Consider the following 20,626-nt stretch of genomic DNA (forward strand, 5'->3'; position numbering starts at 1 on the left):
CCCGCACCTCCGGGAATGCGCTCAGGTCTCACTTCAGCCGGATGCTCAGCCCTTTTCCGCCGAATTCCTTGGCGACGAAGACGGGTTGCGCGGCCGTGCTGACCGAGGGGTCCAACTCGTAGCCCACCTCGGTGAAATCGGCCAGCCGATCGGTGTCGTCGATGCCTTCGGTGATCAGCCACCGGGCGAACGCCCCTCGGGCTATCTTGGCGTGCACGACGACGAACTTGGTCTTTCCGGTGGCGGGGTCCACGGTGAGGAACTTCGGCGTGATGACCCGGTTCTCGGCCACGAAAGGCGTTACCGTGCGACTGTATTCCTGCGCTGCGAGATTGACGATCGGAACGTCGCCGGGCAACAGCGCGGCGATGGCGTCGCCCCAGAATTTGTAAAGGCTGGCGAACCGCGGGCCCGGCAGCCGGTAGCCCATCTCGAGCCGGTACGGGCGGATGCCGTCGCTGGGGCGCAGCAGGCCGTACATGCCTGAGAGGATGAAAAGCTTTTCCTCGGCGTAGGCGCGTTGCGCCGCGGTGAATTCGTTGGCCTGCAGGCCGCTGTAGATGTCACCGATGAAGCAGTCCAGCGCCGGCCGCTGCGGACCGTCGGCGCTCCATTCGGCCATCTGCGCAGCCGTCTTCTCGGCGACGCCGGCGGTCACGCTCATCATCTCGGCGAGCGGGCCGGCGTCCATAGCCTGCACCTGGGCTGCGAGTACCCGGGCGCGATCGAGCAGCGCCGGTACTGTCAGCCGATGCCCGGCGTCGGCGGCGAACCGCATCGCTTTGGAGGAGTGCAGGAGAATGATCACTTGTCGATCATCTTGATTAATTCTTCGATGATCCGGCGCACGTCGGCTTTTTTGGCTTTCGCGTCGGCCAGATCGGTGAAGAAGAACAGCCGGCGGTCGGGGTAGTCACCGGTGAGGTGTTCGCTGGGGATGGAGATGATGTGCGGGTTGTGGAACACCAGGAAGACGTCCTTGCGGGACCACAGGTTGAACGTCGTCAGGTATTGACCGTGGTAGGAGAACGACGGCGCCTTCCATTTGATCTGCTCGGTGATCTCGCTGTTGGTCTCCTTGATGTGCGTCCTCAACAGCTCGATGCCCTCGGCGAACGGGTGCTCGAGCTTCGCCATGAAGTCGTCGACTTCCTGGGTTTTGTTGACGGTGTTATCAACCTTGCCCATCAGTCATTCCTCACGTCGGCCGCAGAAGAAGGGCTCAGTATACCGACGCTCTGTCCTCAGTCGAGTGCGGTGGGATCATTTCGCCCGGACAGAGTGTCCGGAAGTGCTCAGCCGGACCAGCCCTCCGGCCGCGCCACGCTGAGCGGCCGGAGGGCTGGTCCGCTGGCACTAGACCCGGTCGCGAAGATCCTCGGCGCGGGCCTCGGTGTCCGGGTGGATGCCGGCGCTGTCGCCCGTTGCCGGATCGGCGACGGCCGGGTCCCCTGTGGATTCCGGCGGGGCGCCGTGGCCCATGCCGGGCGGGCCCGCCATGGGGCCGACCGACCGCAGCCCGAGCGCGAGCAGCACGGCGAGGCCGAGCAGCAGCAGCACGGTGATCACGTTGACGCCGTGCAGCGCCTGGGTGAACGCGTCGCGAGCGGAGCCGAGCAGCTCGGCGCCCAGCGGCCCGGGCAGTGAGGGTGCGATCGCGGCGGCCGCGGCGATGCTCTCCCCCGCGGGCACGGCCTGCTCCGGCGGCAGGGCCGCCGGCACCTGCACCGCCGAGCCGTACACCGCGCTGGCGACGCTGCCCAGCAGCGCGACGCCCAGGGCGACGCCGAGCTCACCACCGGTCGACGAGAGCGACCCGACGGCGCCCGCCTTCTCCGGCGGGGCGTTCGACATCATGACGGCGTTGGCCAGCGTGGCGGTCGGGCTGGAACCCAGATAGAGGATGACCAGGCCGATGATGAGCGTGCTGAGGCCACCGGCCACGCTGACCTGAGTCATCACCACGGCGCCCACCGAGGCGATGACCATACCGCCGGCCAGCACGTAACCCGGTTTGATCTTGCGGGCCAGGGCGGGGCCGAGGTTGCCGCCGACGATCATCGCCGCCGAGGGGATCAACATCCACACGGCCACCTTGACGGGCGTCATGCCCTCCACCAGCTGCAGATAGAGCGTCGTGATGAGCCCCGTGCCGCCCATGATGAAGCCGAATACCAGACCGAGCACCACGGTGGTGCCGACGACAGGCATCGCGAACAGGCGCAGGTCCAACATCGGGTTGGTGAGGTGGCGCTGACGGCGTACGAACATCACCGCGAAGGCGACGCCGACCACCATGGCGGCCACCGGCTGGGCTGCCCAGCCCGCGCGGGCGACCTCCTTGAGCCCGTAGACGAACGGCAGCAGCGCTGCCAGCGACATGACGGCGCTGAGCACATCGAGGCCACCGGCCTTCGGATTCGCAGTGTCGGGCAGCAAGCGAGGCCCGACCACCACGACCAACGCCATGATGGGTACGCCCATCAGGAAGATCGAGCCCCACCAGAACGCGCCGAGCAGCAGTCCGCCGATCACCGGGCCGAGGATGACGCCGAGCATGATGGAGGTGCCCCAGATGCCCATCGCCGCGCCCATCTGGGCGGGATTGGGGAACATCCGGCCGATGAGGGCGAGCACCGACGGCATCACGGTCGCCGCCGCGATACCCATCACGCCGCGCGCGCCGAGCAGGATCCCGGTCGAGCTCGCGTAGGCGGCGACCAGGGAGGCGACGATGAATGCCCCGGCTCCGGCGACCAGCACCCGGCGGTGCCCGATCCGGTCGCCGAGCGTACCCATCAGCACGATGAAGCCGGCGAGCATGAAGGCGTAGATGTCGGTGGCCCAGAGCTGCTGGGACGCTCCCATGCCGAGGTCGGCGCTGAGCCGCGGCAGGGCCAGGACAAGGACACTGATGTCGACGGTGGTCAGCAGAGTGGGTAGGCAGAGCACGGCGAGGGCTATCCACTCCCGCCGTCCCGCCATGGGCATCGAGGGTTCTGTGGTCACGTTCTATGTCCTCTCGTCGTGAGCCGCGACGATCCGGCACGGCACCGGGGGTACGTCGTTGTGTCCTTGCGCGCGCGAGAGCGGGAGCCGGCCCCGCGCTGCCGGGCGGATTCGCTGATCCGCCGGGCATCTGTTGAGACGGCGCCTGCGCACCAAACTCATCGGTCCACGGCGAGAAATGCTCGGCGGACCGCTACGGATCAGCCCGCGGCGCGACGTACCTTGGCGAAGAACGTCCGGACGTCCTTGACCAGCAGGTCAGGCACCTCGAGGGCGGGGAAGTGTCCCCCGCGCTCGAACTCGGTCCAGTGGGTGATGGTGTCGAAGTCACGGTCGGCGAAGGCCCGCACCGGGTTGAAACAGTCGTGGGGGAACACCGCCACGCCCAGCGGCACCGTCAGCGGCTGCTCGCGGTAGCCGTCGAGCATGTCGCCGTTGGCGTCGGCCGTCAGCCGGCGCTGGCTCTCGGTGATCTCGTAGTACAGCTGCGCCGAGGAACCCGCGGTATTGGTCAGCCAGTAGATCATCACGTTGGTGATCAGCTGGTCGCGGTCGATCACCTCGTCGGGCACGGCGCCGCCGGTCCACTCCTTGAACCGTTCCACGATCCAGGCGAGCTGGCCGGCCGGCGAGTCGTTGAGGGCGTACGCGACGGTCTGCGGCCGGGTCGAGAGCAGTTTGCGGTAGCCGGAGCCGTCGGCGTCGAAGCGGGCCAGCCCGCCCAGCCGGGACAGATCCGCCTCGCTCAGCCCGGCGAGCTCCGACTCGTCGCCGGAGGGAAAGACGGTGAGCATGTTGCAGTGCACGCCGACGACCCGTTTGGGATCGAGGCGGCCCACGGCGAGCGAGATCGGCGAGCCGAAGTCGCCGCCCTGGGCGCCGTAGCTGTCGTATCCCAGCCGCGCCATCAGTTCCACCCAGGCAGCGGCAACGCGGTTGATGTCCCAGCCGGGCTCGCTCAGCGGGCCGGAGAAGCCGAATCCCGGGATGGAGGGGATCACCAGATGGAACGCGTCCTCGGCCCGGCCGCCGTAGGCGACGGGGTCGGTCAGCGGACCGATGACGTCGAGGAATTCGGCGATCGAGCCGGGCCAGCCGTGGGTCAGCACCAGCGGCAGGGCATCGGGTTCGGGCGAGCGGACGTGCATGAAGTGCACGTTGGCCCCGTCGATGGTCGTGGTGAACTGCGGGTAGCGGTTGAGCTGCGCCTCCGCGGTCCGCCAGTCGTAGCTGGTCAGCCAGTGCTGCACGAGCTGCCGCAGGTAGTCGGCCGGCACCCCGCGGGTCCAGCCGACGCCGGGTACGTCGGGGGCGTACCGGGTCTGCGCCAGGCGACGGCGCAAGTCGTCGAGCTCGGTCTGCCGGATGGTGACGCGGAACGGCTGCATGCGGTTCTCCGTCTGTCGTTTCTGGTGGACGTCGCCCACGACGGTGGCACTCAGCACGCGAGCCGTGCATCTCCACGAATGCGCTGCCCGCGCCGGCGTGCGCAGCGCACAGCCGGAGGTGCTCGGGGACGCGGCCGCAGCCGAATCTGGTACGGGATCGGCAGACCGGGAGGCACCGCAGCGTGGCCAAGGACGCACTCGACCGCATCTTCGCCGCTCTGGCGGATCCGACCCGCCGGGAGATCATGCTGCGGCTGGTTGCCGGGGACACGACTCTGACGGATCTCACGGCGTCGTTCGCCATCAGCACCCAGGCGGTGTGGCGGCACCTGCAGGTCCTGGAGCAAGCCGGCCTGATCAGCCGTTCCCGCAACGCCCAGCGCCGCCCGTGCCGGCTGGAGAGCGTCACCCTCGACGACACCGCGCAGTGGCTGCTGGCACTGTCCACCGCCGGCAGAGCCCGCGGGGGCTGACCTCAGGTGTGGGCAGTTCAGAAGATGCCCGGCCGGTCGTGCCACTGACACGATCCACTCGTGCCCGATCGCCGGGGCAGCCAGGCCGGACCACCGCAGCATCTGCCGGATCGGCCGCTGCACGCGCCGCTGCTGGGATCATCCGTCACCGCCAAGGGAGTCAATCGTCATGGGTAAACCAGTCGGAGACCGCGTCGTGGTGCTGGGAGGCAGCATCACGGGGCTGTTCGCCGCCAGCGCCTTGTCGGACGCCTACCGCGAGGTCATCATCGTGGACCGCGACGAGATCGTCGGTGTCCGGGAACCACGTCGTGGGGCACCGCAAGCGCGCCACATCAACGGTCTGCTGGCCCGCGGCGCCCGGGCCATGGAGGAGCTTTTCCCGGAGATCACCTCCCAGATGATCTCCGCGGGATGCCCACAGACGGACCTGTCGGGCACGGTGCGCTGGTACTTCAACGGCTTGCCGCTCAAGCAGGTCCGCGCCGGACTGACCAATGTGGGCTGTCGACGGCCGATCCTCGAGCACCATGTCCGCGAACGGGTGCAGGCGCTGGGCAACGTCACGTTCTACCAGCGCTACGACCTCACCGGGCTGGAGTTCGACGCTGCCGGCACCCGGGTCGTGGGTGCCCGGGTTCAGCGCCGGGACGGCGGCACCGAGGAGACCCTGCAGGCCGATCTGGTCGTGGACGCCACAGGGCGTGGTTCCCGCACGCCGGTCTGGCTGGAGAACAAGGGATTCGGCCGGGTCGCCGAGGAAGGCTCCAAGATCGGACTGGGCTACGTGACGCGGCACTACAAGCTGCGTACCGACCCCTTCGGCAAGGACCACTCCATCATCTGCGTGGCCAACCCGGAGCTGCCACGCGGCGCCATCTTCACCAAGACCGACAGCGGGCTGGTGGAGCTGACCACGTACGGGCTGCTCGGTGATCACCCGCCGACGGATCCGGAAGGCTTCAACGCGTTCGTCAAGACGCTCGCCGCTCCGGAGATCTACGAGGCCATCATCGAAGCGGAGCCGATCGACGATCCGGTGCTGTTCCGTTTCCCGACGACACTGCGCCGCCGCTACGACAAGATGGCCAGGATGCCGGAACGGCTGCTTGTGCTCGGCGATGCGGTCTGCACCCCGAACCCGGTCTTCGCCCAGGCGCAAAGCCTGGCCGCACTGCAGGCCCTGGCGCTGCGCGACGAACTCCGGGCCGGACGGGTTCCGGACGCGCTGGAGTTCACCCGCACGGTCGGGCGGATCATCGACCCGGCCTGGGGTCTGACCGAAGGCATCAATCTGAGCTTCCCGGGCGTCGAGGGCAAACGCACCCGGGTCTGGAAGATCATGCAGGCGTACATGCACCGGGTACAGATCGCCGCGACCCGCGACTCCGGCGTGACCGAGGCGTTCATGCGCTCGGCCGGCCTGGTCGACCCGGTCGAGGCGCTGATGCGCCCGAGCATGGTGCTGCGCGTGCTGCGCAATTCCGGCGCGGCGCGGCAGCCCGAGTCCGTCCAGCGCTGAACCCGACGACACCACCACAACTCGGATCCTCGCCGTTCCGGGCGGCCCCGTGCCGCCCGGAACGGCTTTCCGTGGCCGCATCCGGCCGTGACCCACCTACCCACGGCAATCGCTTCTGGAGGCAGACAACCATGACCGCTGTACCAACCACGGCCACCGACGGGCGCGGCGCGCCGGCCGGTGGCCCGGGAGAGCGACTGCCGTCGCTGACCGGGATGCGCGTTCTCGCCGGCTTCGGCGTCTTCAGCACCCACATCATCGCGCTGGGTCTGTTCGCCGACCCGATGGCGATGATGAGCTACATCCATTATGCCGCGAACAGCGGTGTCTTCGGGGTGGGTTTCTTCTTCGTCCTCACCGGTTTCGTGGTGACCTGGACGGCCGCGACCGGCGACACGGCGGGCAAGTTCTGGCGGCGCCGGTTCTTCAAGCTCATCCCCAACCACATCGTGGTCTACCTCATCATCCTGGCGCTGTGGCTACCCACCGAGGTACCGATCAACACCCTCGCCGCGATCGCCGGGTTCTTCCTCGTGACCGCGTGGTCTCCATCGCAGGACGTGCTGTTCGGCAACCTCAACGGCCCGATGTGGTCGGCGAACATCGATGTGCTGGCCTACGCGATCTTCCCGCTGCTGTACTTCCTGATCAAGAAGATCCGGCCGAACCGGCTCTGGGCCTGGGCCGTGGCGATGGTCGCGCTGGCCGCGCTGGTGCCGCTGGTGGCGCACAACTTCCTGCCCGGTGGGCCGCCTTCGCTGACCGCGCCCGACATCTCCTGGCCGCAGCACTGGTTCGGCTTCTACTTCCCGCTCACCCGGGCGATCGAGTTCGTGCTGGGCATCCTGATGGCGCGTATCCTGCTCACGGGCCGCTGGATCGGCATCACGGCGCTGCCGGCGGCGCTGCTGACCGCCGGCGTCTACCTGGCCACCCTGGACGTGCCGATCTTCCACGGTTACACGGTGATCCCGCTGGTCCCGATCGCCATCCTCATCCCGGCCATGGCGTACTCCGACATGCTCGGGCACCGCACCCTGGTCAACAGCCGGTTCATGGTGTGGCTCGGCGACCGCATGTACGCGTTCTTCGTCACCCACATCACCGTGCTGTTCATGGCCCACGCCGCACTCAACGGTGAGAACGGTGTGGTCGGCATGTACACCCAGAAGCAGTTCGGTACCGGCACCGTGGTGCTGGTCGTCGCGGCCCTCTACGTGTTGTGCGTCCTGGTCGCGCAGCTGCTCTTCGTCACTGTCGAGCGCCCGGCGATGCGCCGCTGGTCGCGTTCACGCAAGGACCGCGCCGAGGCCCGGGTCCAGCGTGAACGTCAGCAGGCGGTGCTGCAGAGCTGAGAGCAACGCAGACGATGGGGCGCCCGGCGGGCGCCCCATCGTCGTGTCACGGATCGAGGGTGACCGCGCCGTGGTCGCCGAGGACCAGCCGGTGGCCGGCCGATCCGCCACCGGTCACGACCGCCCCCCGGCCGAGGATCGACCCGGCGAGCCGTAGCACCGCGGTGACGCTCGCGCCGTCGAGCAGCACGGAGTCGGCGACCTCGCTGCCCTGCACCCGGCAGCCGGCGCCGACGGCGGTGTGCGGACCGAGCAGGCTGTCCTCGACCAGAGCGCCGGCACCGACGATGGCCGGTCCCTGGATGCGGGAGCGCACGACCCTCGCCCCGGTCTCCACCACCACGCCCGGACCTATCGTGCTGTGCGTGTCGACGCGGCCGTCGATGCGGCCCCGTTGGCCGCCCAGCACGTATCGGTTGCACTCCAGGACATCAGCGACGGTGCCGACGTCCTTCCAGAAGCCGGCGTACTCGTCGGCGCGGACGTCCGCGCCCCGGTCGACCAGCCACTGCACCGCGTCGGTGAGTTCGAGCTCGCCGCGCGCGCTGGGCGTGATGGCGTCCACGGCAGCGTGCAGGGCCGCGGTGAAGACGTAGACCCCGACGAGCGCGAGATCGCTGCGTGGTTCGGGTGGCTTCTCCACCAGGCGCCGTACCCGGGCCTGCGCGTCGAGCTCCACCACACCGAAAGCGCGGGGATCGGCGACCTTCTGCACAACCAGGTGGGCGGCGGGCCGGTCCCGGCGGAACCGGGCCACGGTCTCGGCGATGCCGTCGGCCAGCATGTTGTCGCCGAGGTAGACCACGAAGTCGTCGACGCCGAGGAAGGGCCGGGCCACCCGCACGGCGTGGGCCAGTCCGAGCGGCTGGGGCTGGGTCAGGTAGGTGAGACGCAGCCCGTGGTCCGCACCGTCGCCGAGCGCCTGGCGGATGGCCTCGGCGCCGTTGCTGACGATGATGCCGACGTCGGTCACGCCGGCCGCGTGTACGTTGCCGAGCACGTAGGACAGCACCGCCCGGTTCGCCACCGGGATCAGCTGTTTGGGCAAGGAGTGGCTGAAGGGCCGCAGCCGGGTGCCGGATCCGCCCGCCAGTACGAGTGCCTTCATGACGACGTCCTCTCGGAAAAAGGGATAGCGGCGGCGGCCCGGTGGGAACCGGACCGCCGTCGCGGGGACGAACCTCAGGGCACGAGCAGGATCTTGCCGATCGTGGCTCGGGACTCGAGCGCACGGTGCGCGTCGGCGGCCTGTTCGAGGGGATAGCTGGCATGCACCCGAACTCGCAGCGTCCCGTCGGCGACCAGAGCGAACACGGCGGCAGCGCGACGCAGCACCGCCGCACGGGTGTCGTCGTAGTGCGCCAGTGAGGGGGCGGTCAGAAACAGCGACCCTGCGGCCCTGAGTGTCTGCGGATCGAGCGGCACGGCGCGGCCGCCGGCTGCGCCGTAGAGGACGTAGCTGCCCCGCGGGCGCAGACACGGCAGCGCGTCGGCTGCCATGTCGTGGCCGATGCCGTCGTAGACCACGTCGACACCGCCGTTCAGTGTCCGCACCTCGGCGGCCAACGTGCCGTTGCCGTAGGTGACGACGTGGGCGGCTCCCGCGGCACGCGCGGCGTGCGCCTTGTCCGCGTTGCCCACCGCTGCGATGACGGTGGCACCGGCCCGGGCGGCGAGCTGGCACAGCAGGCCGCCGACGCCACCGGAGGCGGCCAGCACGAGACACGTCGAGGACTTGTTCAGCGCCACGACGTCGATGGCGAGCAGGTGTGCGGTCATCCCCTGCACCAGCACGGCGGCCGCGTCGACGAGCCCGACCTCGTCCGGCACCGGCAGTAGCCGATCGGCCGGTACCAGGCAGTGGCTGGCGTACGAGGCCGCGACCCCGAACCAGGCGACCCGGTCCCCCGCAGCCACGCCGGAAACGCCTGGGCCGATGTCCACCACCGTGCCGCTGCCCTCGATGCCGGGAACCATCGGCAGCGGCACCCGGTAGGCCCCGCTGCGCTGGTGCAGGTCGACGACGTTGACCCCGGCCGCGGCGAGCCGAACCACGACCTCACCGGCAGCCGGCGGCCTCAGCCGGCCCGACCACGCGGTGAGGACCTCGGGCGGGCCCTGACGCACGAAACGCATCTGGCGCAACGCCGGCATCACCCGCCCGCCATCGGCGCGATGATGGTGACGGTCGCCCCCGCCGGCACGACCGTGTCCCGGCGCAGATGTCGAGGGATGAGCTCGTCACCAACGCAGACGTTGACGTACAGCAGCGGCTCGCCGGCCGCGTCGAGCAGGCGGCGGCGCATCACCGGATACGCTTCGGCGAAGCGCCGGATGACCTCGGGAAGCGGACCCTCGTCGGCTTCGAAATCGGTGCGCCCCTCCGGATTCCAGACCGAGGGCACTTGGATCCTCACCACGATTCCTCCAGGGTGTTCAGGCGTCCTGTGCGCACCGGAAACCGTGCGCGAAACTTGACCAGCCGAGCGGGTCGCCGTGCATGCGCTCGCTGCAGCGCACCTGGTATCGCAAGTTCATCCACGACCCGCCACGGATCACCCGGTAGGTACCCATGGCCTTGCGCACGGTGGGGTCGCACACGGTCGCCTCGTCGTAGAGCTGCGACAGCGTCGAGGTCCACTCGTAGACGTTGCCGGCCATGTCGGCACAGCCGAACGGGCTGTCGCCCTGCGGGGAGAAACTGCCGACGGCGGTGGTCTGGGGCAGCGGTCCGTCCCGGCGGCACACTGTCTGCCACCACTGCTGCCACGCCTCGAGCGTGGTGAGTCCGTTGGTGGCGTGCAGCTCGGCGGTGTTGGCGCGCTTGTCGTCCCAGTCGTCGCCCCACGGCCACAGCCGGAACTCCGCGCCGCGCGCCGCGTACTCCCACTCGGGCTCGGTCGGCAGGCGCTTACCGGCCCACTGCGCGTAGGCGCTGGCGTCGCGCCAGGACATGTGCACGACGGGATGGTTGTCGGCAGCGACGCTGCCCGTGCCGGGTCCGCCCGGCTCCTGCCAGTGAACGCCGGAGCGCTCGATCCAGCCGTGTTCGTCGTAGACCAGGCCGAAGCCCCGGTCCTCCGCGTCGGTGCGGAATCCCGTGGCCTGTACGAACGCACGAAATCGGGCGACGGTGACGGGGTACCGGTCGATTCGGTACGGGGCGAGCGCCACCGGCCGCTGCGGCGTCTCGTCAGCGAACCAGATCCGCGGCAGCGGCTGATCCTGGCTCATCAACCAGTCCAGCGCCGCCGGCGGCGAGCCCTGGTCGAACAGCGCACCGGGAATGAGCAGCATGTCTGCCACGGGACTCCAATCTCAGCAAAGCTGCCGGCGGGCCGCGTCGACGCCTTTGACCAGGGCCTCCACGTCCGCGATCGTCGTGTAGAGGTGGAACGAGGCGCGCACCATGGCCGGCACGCCGAAGCGGGCGCAGACCGGCCCGGCGCAGTGCCGGCCGACACGTACCTGCACACCGGCCTGGTCGAGGTACGCGCCGACGTCGTGTGCGTCGGCGCCCGCGACGACGAACGCAATGACCCCGGCGCGATCCGGTGGGCCGAACAGGCGTAGCCCAGGAACGTCGGCGAGGCCGTCGACGGCGTGCCCGACCAGTCGCTGCTCGTGCCGGGCGACGGCGGTCATGCCCACGTCGGTGAGGTAGCGCGCCGCCGCGCCGAGGCCGACCGCCTGTGCGATCGGCGGAGTGCCGGCCTCGAAGCACGCCGGCGCGGCCCGGAACGCCGCGCCGATCATCGAGGTGTCGGCGACCATGCCGCCGCCGGTGAGCAACGGCGGCATGGCGGCGAGCACGTCCGCGCGTCCCCACAGCACGCCCACGCCGGTCGGGCCACACATCTTGTGTCCGCTGAAGGCGAGCAGGTCCACGTCGAGCACGCCGACGTCGACGGGGCGATGCGGCACGGACTGGGAGGCGTCGAGCACCGTCAGCGCTCCGACGGCCCGTGCCCGCGCGACGATGCACTGTGTCGGGTTGACCGTGCCGAGGATGTTGGACACGTGCACCCAGGACACCAGCCGGGTGCGCGGCCCGATCACGGCGTCCAGGTCGGAGAGGTCGAGCCGGCCGTCGTCGGTCAACGACAGCCAGCGCAGCGTGGCACCGGTGCGCTCGCAGAGCTGCTGCCACGGCAGCAGGTTGGAGTGGTGCTCCATCTCGGTCACGACGATCTCGTCACCGGGACCGAGCAGGAAGCGCGGATCGCCGCCGGTGTCCTCACTGCGGGGACGGAACGCCCCGGCGACAAGGTTCAGCGCCTCGGTCGCGTTCTTGGTGAAGACGACCTCGTCCGGATCGTGCCCGCCGAGGAAGCCGGCCACCTGTGCGCGGGCGTCCTCGTAGGCCGCCGTCGCCGCGGTCGCCAGCGTGTGTGCTGAGCGCCCGACGTTGGCGTGGTGGCCACGCTGGTGCGCGTCTATCGCCTCGAGCACCTGGCGTGGCGTCTGCGCCGTGCTGGCCGAATCGAGGTAGACCAGGGGTTGGCCGTGGATCGAGCGGCTGAGGATCGGGAAGTCGCCGCGGATCCGGTTGATGTCGTAACCAGTCACGATGTCCTCGATGTCTTCCGGTGGCGTCCGATGTCCCGACCTTGTCATCGCCGCGGCAGCGGCGGCACCTCTGCGGATGCGGCCTGGGCAAGCGGGCCGTCGCACTCCAGAGGTGGACCGGGTTCGGGCTTCAAGCGCCCAATGGTGGTGGGCCTCATTGCTGGTAGATGACTGGCAGCGGTGGGTGCGGAGGGGACGGAGCTGCCGACCGTCCCCTCCTTCATGCCCGGTGCGCGCAGGGCGGCGCACACACCGGCACGACCCCCCACCGTGGTGGTGGGGGGCCGGTGCCGAATGGGTGCGTCAGGCGGCGAACTTCGGACTGTTCTGGTAGGCGGCGAGACGCCACGTGCCGTCCTGCTTGACCACGAGCCAGGCTGCCCGGACGGCGTTGCTGTCGGAAACCTTGGTGTCGGCGCCCATCAGGAAACCGCCGTCGGTGTGCAGGATGGCGACGTCACCGCCGAGGAAGCGCAGGCCGATCGGGTCGCCGGTCACCTTGGTGTCCTTGTACGGCCCGGCGAACGCCTCGCCCATGAAGGTCCGGATCTCATCGCGTCCGCGCAGAAACACGCCCGGCAGGATCATTGTGCCGTCGTCGGTGAACACCTCGGCGAAGCTGTCGGGGTCCTGCTCGGCCCACGCCTGCACGATCCGGTTGGGAAGGGTGGCGACGGCGGCGTGGTCGGCCACGCTGGGGTTCGTCATGGTCTGCTCCTTGCTCGTGGCCGGCGGAGGGCGCCGGTCTGCGGGACGGTCACAGGTACTGGGTGTTGGGCGGCTGGCCGCAGAGGATGCGGCCGTACAGTTCCGCGTTGGTGTCGGGATGCATGAGCGCGTGCAGGCTCAGCGCCTGGATGTCGCGACGGATTCGCTGGATGGGCACGTCGGTGAAGATGGAGGAACCGCCGCTGGCGTCGGCCAGGATGTCGACGGCTTCGCGGGCGAGCCGCACGGCGGCGCCCATGTCGGCGCGTGCCCGCACCCGCTCCTCGAGCGTCCAGAGGTGTGCCCGGGCGGCCTTGGTGTCCACCGTCGAGGTGAGCCGGTGGACGTGGAACTCGGCCTGGTCGATCTTCGTGGCGGCCTCGGCGACCTGCAGGTGGGTCAGCGGCGCCTCCTGCTGGCTGGTGTAGTCGGTATAGGTGATGCGCCGGCCTTCGAGTCGCTCGAGGAAGGCGGCGTACGCCGCCTTGGCCAGTCCCAGGGTCGTGCCTGCGGATGAGGCGGATGCCACGGGCAGCAAGGGCGCGCGGTAGATGGCCCCGTCGGTGCCGCCCGCGCCGGTGAGGCCCTGGATGGCGGCGCCCAGGGGGATGATGCGCTGCTGCGGTACGAACACGTCCTGGGCGATCGTGCTGACGCTGCCGGTGCCGCGCAGCCCCGAGGTCTGCCAGTCGTCGACGATCTGCAGATCGGACATCGGCACCAACGCCACGATCGGTGCCGGCTCTCGGTCCGGCCCCACCTGTACCGCGATGATCTCCTGCCACTGGCTGTGGATGGCGCCGGTGATGAAGCCCCACTTACCGTTCACGACCACACCGCCCGGTGCGGCCGCGGCCATCGCGGTCGGGCTGAGCGTGCCGCAGATCCGCACGTCGGGGTCGGCGAAGACCTCGGCCTGTACCTCGGCAGGGAACAGCGAGGCGATCCACGTCGGGATCCAGTGCACGGAGGCCACCCACGCCGCCGAGCCGTCGCCTCGGGCGAGCTCCGTGGCGACCTCGGCGAGGGTCCTGGTGTCGCACTCGTACCCGCCGTAACGGGCGGGGGTACGCATCCGGAAGATGCCGGCGTCCGACATCGCGTCGATGACCTCGTCGTGCACCCGCCGGTTCTCTTCCGACCAGCCGGCGAACTTCTGAATCAGCGGTACGAGATCGCGTGCACGCTGGACCAGCTCCGGATGCGTGGGTGGTTCGTTGGTCATCAGATGCCTCCTCGTAGCGGGATCGACCGGTGCGCGGCACGCCGCCGCGACCGGGTAAAGCGCGAGGGCCGACTCACGCGGCGCGGCCGACGAGCCCGACGTGCTGGCGGTGCGGGCGGATCGGCGTCACGGTCCGCTCATCGGGCAGGGCGAGCAGCAGCGGCGGGTCGTAGACGCGTGCGGTGCGCAGCCGGACGTTGGCGTGGACCGCGTTGCCCTGATGGATGCGGATGGGACCGAAGCTGCCGACGCGCAACGCGGGCGGGATCAGGCTGTCGGGACCGGCCTCGGGTGCGTCCTTGACGACGCCTTGGCAGAGCAGATACCAGATTCCGTCCGGAACCTTGTCGAGGATGAAGCGTCCGGAGCCCCGCTGGATGGCGCAGCGGACCGGCCGGCCCTCGGGTACCCACGTGTTGAAAAGGCCGATGAAGGTGACGTCGACCTCTGCGGAGGACGGCACGGAGATGTAGCCCGCTACCACGCCCTCGGAGTGTTCGGAGCTGTTTTCCTCGGGCTCGGCGCTGAGCACCATGTGGCTGACGCCGCGGCTGCGGCGGTACTCGGTCGGGGGGAGCCCCACGCTGCGGGTGAAGCGGGAACTGAAGGTCCCCACGCTGTTGTAGCCGACATGCACACTGATGTCGGCCACGTTCATGCTCGTGGACAACAGCAGGTCCTTGGCCTCCTGCAAACGCATGGCGGAAAGGAATCGGCCCGGGGAGATCCCGGTGACCCGCTGGAAGATCCGCGTGAAGTGGAACTTGCTGAACATCGCCGCCCGGGCCATGTCGTCCACGGTGACTGGTTCACCCATGTTGGCGCGCATCATTTCTACCGCGCGTACGACGGCATTCTCGAAGTGACTGACCATCAATTCTCCCCAGCGTGAAGATGCGTCGCTCACCGGCGAATCGGGCAAAGTCGATGCTTTTTCGGATGCTGAACGCTCGTTTTAACGATGCGTTGACTCGGGTAATCTTCTCGGTACTGAACGTGCCGGGCATCTCAGAGATTGCCCTCAATACCGCATGTTGCGAGAGGTCGTGCCCGCAGCGGTGCCTAGCCCGGCTGCGGGCGCGCCACACACTCCTGGCCGGCCCGGACAAAGTCCGAACCGGCCAGGTATGGGAGCCATTCGCGCAGCCAGCGCTATGAATCAGCGGACTGCGGCAGTACCAGCAAGTGCGATCGTCGGAGCCTCTACGGTGTGTGCGACGGCCGAGTCACGACGTTCGCGCCACCACAGGACCCACAGGCTGACGCCGCGGATTAGACAGACGATGGTCACCGCGAAAAACAATGTGTAAACGATGTTGAAAACCAGCAGCAGGCCATAGACCATGGCCACACCGGCGCCGAACATGAATTGGTTTCTGGCTCGTGACGGCGTGGTTCCCGGATCAGTGATCATGTAGTTGGTGAACAAGACGAATGCGACACCCGTCATCGGGATCAGCGCCGCCCAGATCGCCACGTCCCAAATCCACCAGCGCAACAAAGCCTGAATGACGAAACCACCGAGCCAGCCGACGATGAGCGGTACCTTCTTGGTGAGCATGGCGTTGAGCACCGTGCCGGAGGTGATGATGACGACCGGAATCAGAATGCTGATCATAGCCGGTACGTTCTCGGTGAAGTGATACGGCGGCGCCACGTTGACCCACGGGAAGAAGAGCAGCGCGGCCGAGATACCGAGGTTCGACGGGTTCATGAAGTGGCGCATGCGGCCCTTGACCGGCGCCCGGAACAGCGTCTTCTGCCCGATGCCGACGAGCACGGCGAACCCGATCGGCCAGAACCGGTCGTTGGCGTAGAGCAGCATGTTGGCAGCGAGCGCGGTGATGTGCGCCGGCAGCAGGAAGGTGAACCAGCCGCGGAAGCCGTTGCCGGCGTACGCGGGGGCCCGGTTGTGGACCTTGGCGGTGATGGCCTCGATGAGGATCTCGGCCGAGTAGCCGATCGCGAGCGCGAAGAACGGCCACGACCACGGTTGCTCGAAGCCGAGGACGGCGTAGCCCAGGATGTTGAAGACCGACATTGAGATGGCGAAGTTGCGCAGGGCCAGGTAGCGCGGGTCCGGTTTGGCCTTCGGAGCGACGGTCGGCGCCACGGGGCCGGTGTCGTCCGGTGGTGCGGCCGAGTTGAGGAGCTCGGTGCGCGCGGGTTGCACAGTGGTCATGACGTCAGCTCCTCGATGTCAGCGGTCAGCATGAGGTCGTGCCAGCCGGTGCCGAGCGGGAGCGACCGGGTGTGCGGCGTGCCCTGCAGGTCGCGCCAGGTGATCTCGGCCGTGACCGGCTGGTCGCCGTTGTCACCAAGCCCGACGACCACGTCGAAGCTGCGCTTGCCGGAGTGACCGCCGCCGCCGTTGACCTGCGCCACCCGCACGCGTCCGTCGGCGGTGGTGACCCGCACCTGAGCGCCGTACGCCGGAGTCCCGATGACGTCCGCGGCGCCGCCGACCGCCGGCCGGTAGAGCCGCAGGCCGAGAAAGTCGCCGGTGTCGGTCGTCGTGTTGCGGTAGAAGTCCGGTGCGCCCCACTGACGTGCCACGGCGAAGTCCTGGGCACCGTCGCCGTCGATGTCGGCGACCGCGACGCCGCGGCTGGGCGTCGAGTCGGTCATGCCGAGCTCGGCGCCGATGTCAGCGAAGCGGCCGTTGCCCTCGGCGGCCCAGAACGCGAATGGTTGCGAGCCCGCGACGTCGTCGCCGGGTTCGGCCTTGGGCCACATCGCCGGGTTGCGCAGCATGAGGTCGTTGCTCATGGCCAGTTCCTGCAGCCACGCCCAGCGGTTGATGGTGCCCTTGATGAAGCCGAGCGCCTGCACCACCTCGACATCGCCGTCGTTGTCGAAGTCGGCCATCTTGGCGTCCCAGCCCCATCCGGCCCATGCCAGGTTCATGTCCGCCGCCTTGTTACGGAACGGCGCGTCGCCGTTTGCCAGGCTTCTCCTCGCCTCTGCGGGGCTCGCGGCGGCGTTGAGCCAGACGAAGTTGCTCTCCTCCAGCCCCCACGAGGTGGTGATGTTGCTGACGAAGACGTCGTAGCGGCCAGCACCGAGCAGGTCGCCGAACTCCACCGACATACCCTTGAAGGAGTCGTGTCCCAGCACCAGCGACTTCGGGGTCACCGCGTCGCGTTCGCCGTCGACGAGCCGGAAGCGGATCTGCCCGGGCGTGGAGATGTTGTGGAACATACGGTCGTGGCCGAAGTCGTTGGCGAGGTAGAGCTCCGGCAGCAGGTCGCCGTCGAGGTCCGCGGTGTCGGAACCGAGGGTCCAGCCGGTGGCGACGGCCGGGTCGAGTGCCTGCTGTTCGGTGAATGTGGCCGACGGGCGGTTCCCGCCTGCGGCCGCGGTCCAGCGCATCACGTGGGCGCCGCCGGCGTTGCGGGCGTGCGACATGGAGTCGTTCATCTGGACGTTGGCCAGGCCCTGCTCATCGAGCACCTGGGTGTCGGGGAAGTAGTTGAAGATGCCGAGGTCGACGTGGCCGTCGCCGTCGAAGTCCGCCGCGGTGACGGCGTTGGTGTTCCACAGCGCGCCCTGGTAGCCGGGCGTCGTGGCCTGCGGGATGAGCTCCGTCGGTTGGTACGTGGCGTTGCTCAGTGGTCCCGTCGCGGAACGGTGCAGGAACATGACCGGCGTTCGTCCCCAGTAGTACACGAGCAGGTCCATCCGGCCGTCCTCGTTGAAGTCGCCCGGCAGGCAGCCCATCGGCGCCATCGCGTCGTGCACGGGCAGCGGCGCCGGGTCGAGCACGAACGGGCGGTAGGTGCCGCCGGTGCCGGGCGCCGGGGTGACGATCGTGGCGTCGCTGCGCGAGTCCACCAGGCAGAGATCGTCGGCACGGCCGCCGCCGTCGAGGTCGTTCACCGCGATCGCGGCGCCGACCGAGGAGATCCAGGAACGAATGTGTTCGTATTCCGGATTGACGTCACGGACGGTGCGGTAGGTCAGTCCCTCGGGCATCGCGATCGGCAGTTCGGTGAACCCGAAATGCGAGGCCAGCGATGCGCGGTCGGCGCTCGAAGCCGAGGGCAGCCGGGCCAGTCCATAGGCGCCGGTCAGCAGAAGCAGGACGGCGATCGCGGGTATGAGCCGACGCAATACGCCGACCGGTTGCGAGGACAAGAGGTCTCCCTTTCAGCGGCGATACTTTTCGGCCCGTCGCCGCGCGGCGACGCCGGGGCTCAGCACCGCATTCGGACATGAGGCGGTTCGAGATCAGCGTCCATGGCCGATGATCGGCGAAGGAAGGACTGCTTGCCGTTCACCCGCGGCACGAATGCGGCAATCGGCACTCCCGCCCGGGACGGTGATCGCCGGCATACGCGCCGCGGTGATATCACGACCCTTTTCCCAACGTGCGCCCGATAAGACATTCGCGCTGCCGGATCGCTGACCGGGTTCGGCCCGACGGTAATCCCGCCGGGACGCGATCCCGAACCACAGTCATCATCACGGAGCCGGGTGCCACATGTCTTCTCACCAATTGCTCTGCCATGATCACAGAAAGTCATATGACCGTTCGGATGGTGGGGGCGTCATCCGGCCGGACGGGCCGCACCCCCTGCTCCTCGTCCCAGGAGGCGATCAGGTGCTCACGCGCCATCCGCCGCAACGAGGAAAGCGCGACCTCATGCAGGACCGCACGGGCGACGGCGCGCCCGGCTTCCTGAGTGGAGTCGACGCTGCGAGGCAGCGCCCGCTTCTCGAGATCGGCGAGGCGGGCAGCCGCGAGCGCGTACGGCGCCAGTGCCTCCACGTCGGCATGGGCGCCGTCACCGCCGAGGCGCTCCAGGGCGGTGAAGACCTGAGAAAGGGTGACCCGGCTGGGCGAGTCGTCGTCCACCTGCCAACCGAGCTGCGCGATGAACGCGTCGATGCGCTGCCGGACACCTCCTCGCAGGGGGAGATCCGCCGTGCCGGCCGGCTCACCGAAGAGCGCGTCGTTGACGACGCTGCACAGCCCACGCACCTCGATGCCACGCTCGTCGATGGCTCGCAGCGCGTCGCGGGCCGCCGAAATGGTCATCCTGCCCATGACGGTCAGGGTCTTGATGAGGTGAATGCGCGCCACATGGTCGTCGTCATACTCGGCATGCCGGCCGTTCATCACTCTGCCGGGAGCCATCAGGCCCTCGCGCACGTAGAACTTGATCGTCGGAATCGAAGCACCGCTCCTGCCGCTCAGTTCCGATATGCGCATTTGGGTGCCTCCAGGGTTCTTATCGGGTCAATCGGTCACCCGGAGCTTCCGGGCAGCACTCCCCCATAGTGCTGAAGCGATGCACGGCCGACCCTCGGCACACCGGTCCCCGGCGGCCCGACGGCCAGGCGGAGATCCGCACCACAGGTACACGCATTCACCGTTGACGCTGGACATTGGTTCCATTCGACGGCCTGACCCATAACACAGCCCAAGAGCGGATAGCGCAAATATCCACCCCGCAGCGGCGTTACCGGCCGGTATTGAGACGCGATGCCGACGGTAACGGGGTGTTGCTCGCTCCATAACACACCGCTAGCATTGATCCGCACTCGTCGAGATGATCTTGCCGACCATTTTCTCGACCTGAGAATGGCTTGGCAACTGACGTGCGGCATCCGCAACACCGATGCACCGAGAGGAATTGATTTGTCGACGGAAGAGGCGGTGGGTCGAGCCATTTCCATGATGCGGAGCAATTTGGGCGACGATCTATCCTTGGATGACATGGCTCGCGCCGCCATGTTCAGCAAATTCCATTTCACTCGGGTGTTCCAGAAAGTCACCGGGATATCACCGGGGAGATTTCTCACGTCGCTGCGGATGGAGGAAGCAAAGCGACTGCTGCGCTCAACCACCCGCACGGTCGCCGACATCGGCACCTCGGTGGGTTACACCAGCGTGAGCACCTTCAGTGGGCGCTTCAACCGCAGCGTCGGGCTCACCCCGATGGCCTTTCGCCGGCGCGGCGAGGCTCCCCTCTCCCGCGCCTCACCCACTGCGCAACTTTCAACGATCAGTGGCCGCTTGCACACTCTATGTGCGCATGACGGTGACGCCGTATTCGTCGGACTATTTCCGGAGTCGATAGCGGAGGGGCTCCCGGAAAGCTGGACCGTCACATCGGCACCCGGGCCTTACCGACTGGACGGCATACGGCCCGGAACCTGGCACATCGTCGTGCATCCGGTCGACACGGGACGGCCCATGGCTCGACACGACTGCGCGGCCCGCTCGGGGCCGCTCGTCCTGCACCAACGGCCGTCCCTGCGGACGATCGACGTCAACCTTCGGCCCCTGCGCACCTTCGATCCGCCGGTGGTGCTGTCGCTGCCGCGGTCACTCGCTCCGGTCCTGCCATCGGCCCCGCGGGCCGCCTAGA

19 protein-coding genes are annotated in these 20,626 nt (G+C 68.6%); 4 read left to right on the top strand and 15 right to left on the bottom strand.

What is annotated here, in order from left to right; translation table 11 throughout:
- Window positions 1-28 precede the first annotated feature (28 nt).
- The 4 genes from Aau02nite_RS30105 to Aau02nite_RS30120 all read right to left on the bottom strand — a co-directional run bounded on the left by Aau02nite_RS30105 (window position 29) and on the right by Aau02nite_RS30120 (window position 4,397).
- Complete coding sequence (locus Aau02nite_RS30105) at window positions 29-808, bottom strand: YaaA family protein (RefSeq protein ID WP_212991974.1); 780 nt, start codon at window positions 806-808, stop codon at window positions 29-31.
- The gene (locus Aau02nite_RS30110; RefSeq protein WP_212991975.1) at window positions 805-1,188 is read right to left on the bottom strand and encodes a DUF1801 domain-containing protein; all 384 of its coding nucleotides are present in this window, start codon (window positions 1,186-1,188) and stop codon (window positions 805-807) included. Before Aau02nite_RS30110 ends, Aau02nite_RS30105 begins: the two co-directional genes overlap by 4 nt.
- Window positions 1,189-1,356: 168 nt before the next feature.
- The gene (locus tag Aau02nite_RS30115) at window positions 1,357-3,009 is read right to left on the bottom strand and encodes an MFS transporter (protein ID WP_246595555.1); all 1,653 of its coding nucleotides are present in this window, start codon (window positions 3,007-3,009) and stop codon (window positions 1,357-1,359) included.
- A 200-nt stretch (window positions 3,010-3,209) separates the two neighbouring features.
- The gene (locus Aau02nite_RS30120) at window positions 3,210-4,397 is read right to left on the bottom strand and encodes an epoxide hydrolase family protein (RefSeq protein ID WP_212991976.1); all 1,188 of its coding nucleotides are present in this window, start codon (window positions 4,395-4,397) and stop codon (window positions 3,210-3,212) included.
- Window positions 4,398-4,579: 182 nt separating this feature from the next.
- On the opposite strand from Aau02nite_RS30120, the gene Aau02nite_RS46780 reads away from it, so the two are divergent.
- From Aau02nite_RS46780 to Aau02nite_RS30135, 3 genes are all read left to right on the top strand, one after another.
- Window positions 4,580-4,870, top strand: a complete 291-nt coding sequence (locus tag Aau02nite_RS46780; protein ID WP_212991977.1) for an ArsR/SmtB family transcription factor — start codon at window positions 4,580-4,582, stop codon at window positions 4,868-4,870.
- A 169-nt stretch (window positions 4,871-5,039) separates the two neighbouring features.
- Entirely contained in the window at window positions 5,040-6,392 is a 1,353-nt protein-coding gene (locus Aau02nite_RS30130) for an FAD-dependent oxidoreductase (protein WP_212991978.1), read from the top strand.
- Between the two features lie 131 nt (window positions 6,393-6,523).
- Window positions 6,524-7,747, top strand: a complete 1,224-nt coding sequence (locus Aau02nite_RS30135) for an acyltransferase family protein (protein ID WP_212991979.1) — start codon at window positions 6,524-6,526, stop codon at window positions 7,745-7,747.
- 46 nt (window positions 7,748-7,793) lie between these two features.
- On the opposite strand, the gene Aau02nite_RS30140 is transcribed toward Aau02nite_RS30135, so the two are convergent.
- The 11 genes from Aau02nite_RS30140 to Aau02nite_RS30190 form a co-directional block, all read right to left on the bottom strand.
- Window positions 7,794-8,855 (bottom strand): glucose-1-phosphate thymidylyltransferase, encoded by a 1,062-nt coding sequence (locus Aau02nite_RS30140; protein WP_212991980.1) that lies wholly within the window; start codon window positions 8,853-8,855, stop codon window positions 7,794-7,796.
- Window positions 8,856-8,929: 74 nt separating this feature from the next.
- Window positions 8,930-9,883, bottom strand: a complete 954-nt coding sequence (locus tag Aau02nite_RS30145; protein ID WP_212991981.1) for a quinone oxidoreductase family protein — start codon at window positions 9,881-9,883, stop codon at window positions 8,930-8,932.
- A 17-nt stretch (window positions 9,884-9,900) separates the two neighbouring features.
- Window positions 9,901-10,152, bottom strand: a complete 252-nt coding sequence (locus Aau02nite_RS30150; protein ID WP_246595556.1) for a ubiquitin family protein — start codon at window positions 10,150-10,152, stop codon at window positions 9,901-9,903.
- Between the two features lie 31 nt (window positions 10,153-10,183).
- Window positions 10,184-11,044: a formylglycine-generating enzyme family protein gene (locus Aau02nite_RS30155; protein WP_438841184.1), complete on the bottom strand. Its 861-nt coding sequence runs from the start codon at window positions 11,042-11,044 to the stop codon at window positions 10,184-10,186.
- A gap of 21 nt (window positions 11,045-11,065) precedes the next feature.
- Window positions 11,066-12,364 carry an aminotransferase class V-fold PLP-dependent enzyme gene (locus Aau02nite_RS30160; RefSeq protein WP_212991984.1) on the bottom strand — a complete coding sequence of 433 codons (1,299 nt, stop codon included), beginning with the start codon at window positions 12,362-12,364 and terminating at the stop codon, window positions 11,066-11,068.
- A gap of 255 nt (window positions 12,365-12,619) precedes the next feature.
- The gene (locus tag Aau02nite_RS30165) at window positions 12,620-13,024 is read right to left on the bottom strand and encodes an SgcJ/EcaC family oxidoreductase (protein WP_212991985.1); all 405 of its coding nucleotides are present in this window, start codon (window positions 13,022-13,024) and stop codon (window positions 12,620-12,622) included.
- Window positions 13,025-13,073: 49 nt separating this feature from the next.
- Window positions 13,074-14,249, bottom strand: coding sequence for an acyl-CoA dehydrogenase family protein (locus tag Aau02nite_RS30170; RefSeq protein WP_212991986.1), 1,176 nt, complete (start codon window positions 14,247-14,249; stop codon window positions 13,074-13,076).
- A 73-nt stretch (window positions 14,250-14,322) separates the two neighbouring features.
- On the bottom strand, window positions 14,323-15,123 hold the full coding sequence (locus Aau02nite_RS30175; protein WP_212991987.1) for a helix-turn-helix domain-containing protein: 801 nt from the start codon (window positions 15,121-15,123) through the stop codon (window positions 14,323-14,325).
- A 285-nt stretch (window positions 15,124-15,408) separates the two neighbouring features.
- The gene (locus Aau02nite_RS30180; RefSeq protein ID WP_212991988.1) at window positions 15,409-16,431 is read right to left on the bottom strand and encodes an enediyne biosynthesis protein; all 1,023 of its coding nucleotides are present in this window, start codon (window positions 16,429-16,431) and stop codon (window positions 15,409-15,411) included.
- The gene (locus Aau02nite_RS30185) at window positions 16,428-18,386 is read right to left on the bottom strand and encodes a CRTAC1 family protein (protein ID WP_212991989.1); all 1,959 of its coding nucleotides are present in this window, start codon (window positions 18,384-18,386) and stop codon (window positions 16,428-16,430) included. Before Aau02nite_RS30185 ends, Aau02nite_RS30180 begins: the two co-directional genes overlap by 4 nt.
- A 385-nt stretch (window positions 18,387-18,771) precedes the next feature.
- The gene (locus Aau02nite_RS30190; protein WP_212991990.1) at window positions 18,772-19,464 is read right to left on the bottom strand and encodes a MerR family transcriptional regulator; all 693 of its coding nucleotides are present in this window, start codon (window positions 19,462-19,464) and stop codon (window positions 18,772-18,774) included.
- A gap of 465 nt (window positions 19,465-19,929) precedes the next feature.
- Here Aau02nite_RS30190 and Aau02nite_RS30195 point away from each other — a divergent pair, with 465 nt between their 5' ends.
- The gene (locus Aau02nite_RS30195) at window positions 19,930-20,625 is read left to right on the top strand and encodes a helix-turn-helix domain-containing protein (protein ID WP_438841185.1); all 696 of its coding nucleotides are present in this window, start codon (window positions 19,930-19,932) and stop codon (window positions 20,623-20,625) included.
- Window position 20,626 lies beyond the last annotated feature (1 nt).

Source organism: Actinoplanes auranticolor (genome assembly GCF_018332655.1).
Taxonomy (GTDB): Bacteria; Actinomycetota; Actinomycetes; order Mycobacteriales; family Micromonosporaceae; genus Actinoplanes; species Actinoplanes auranticolor.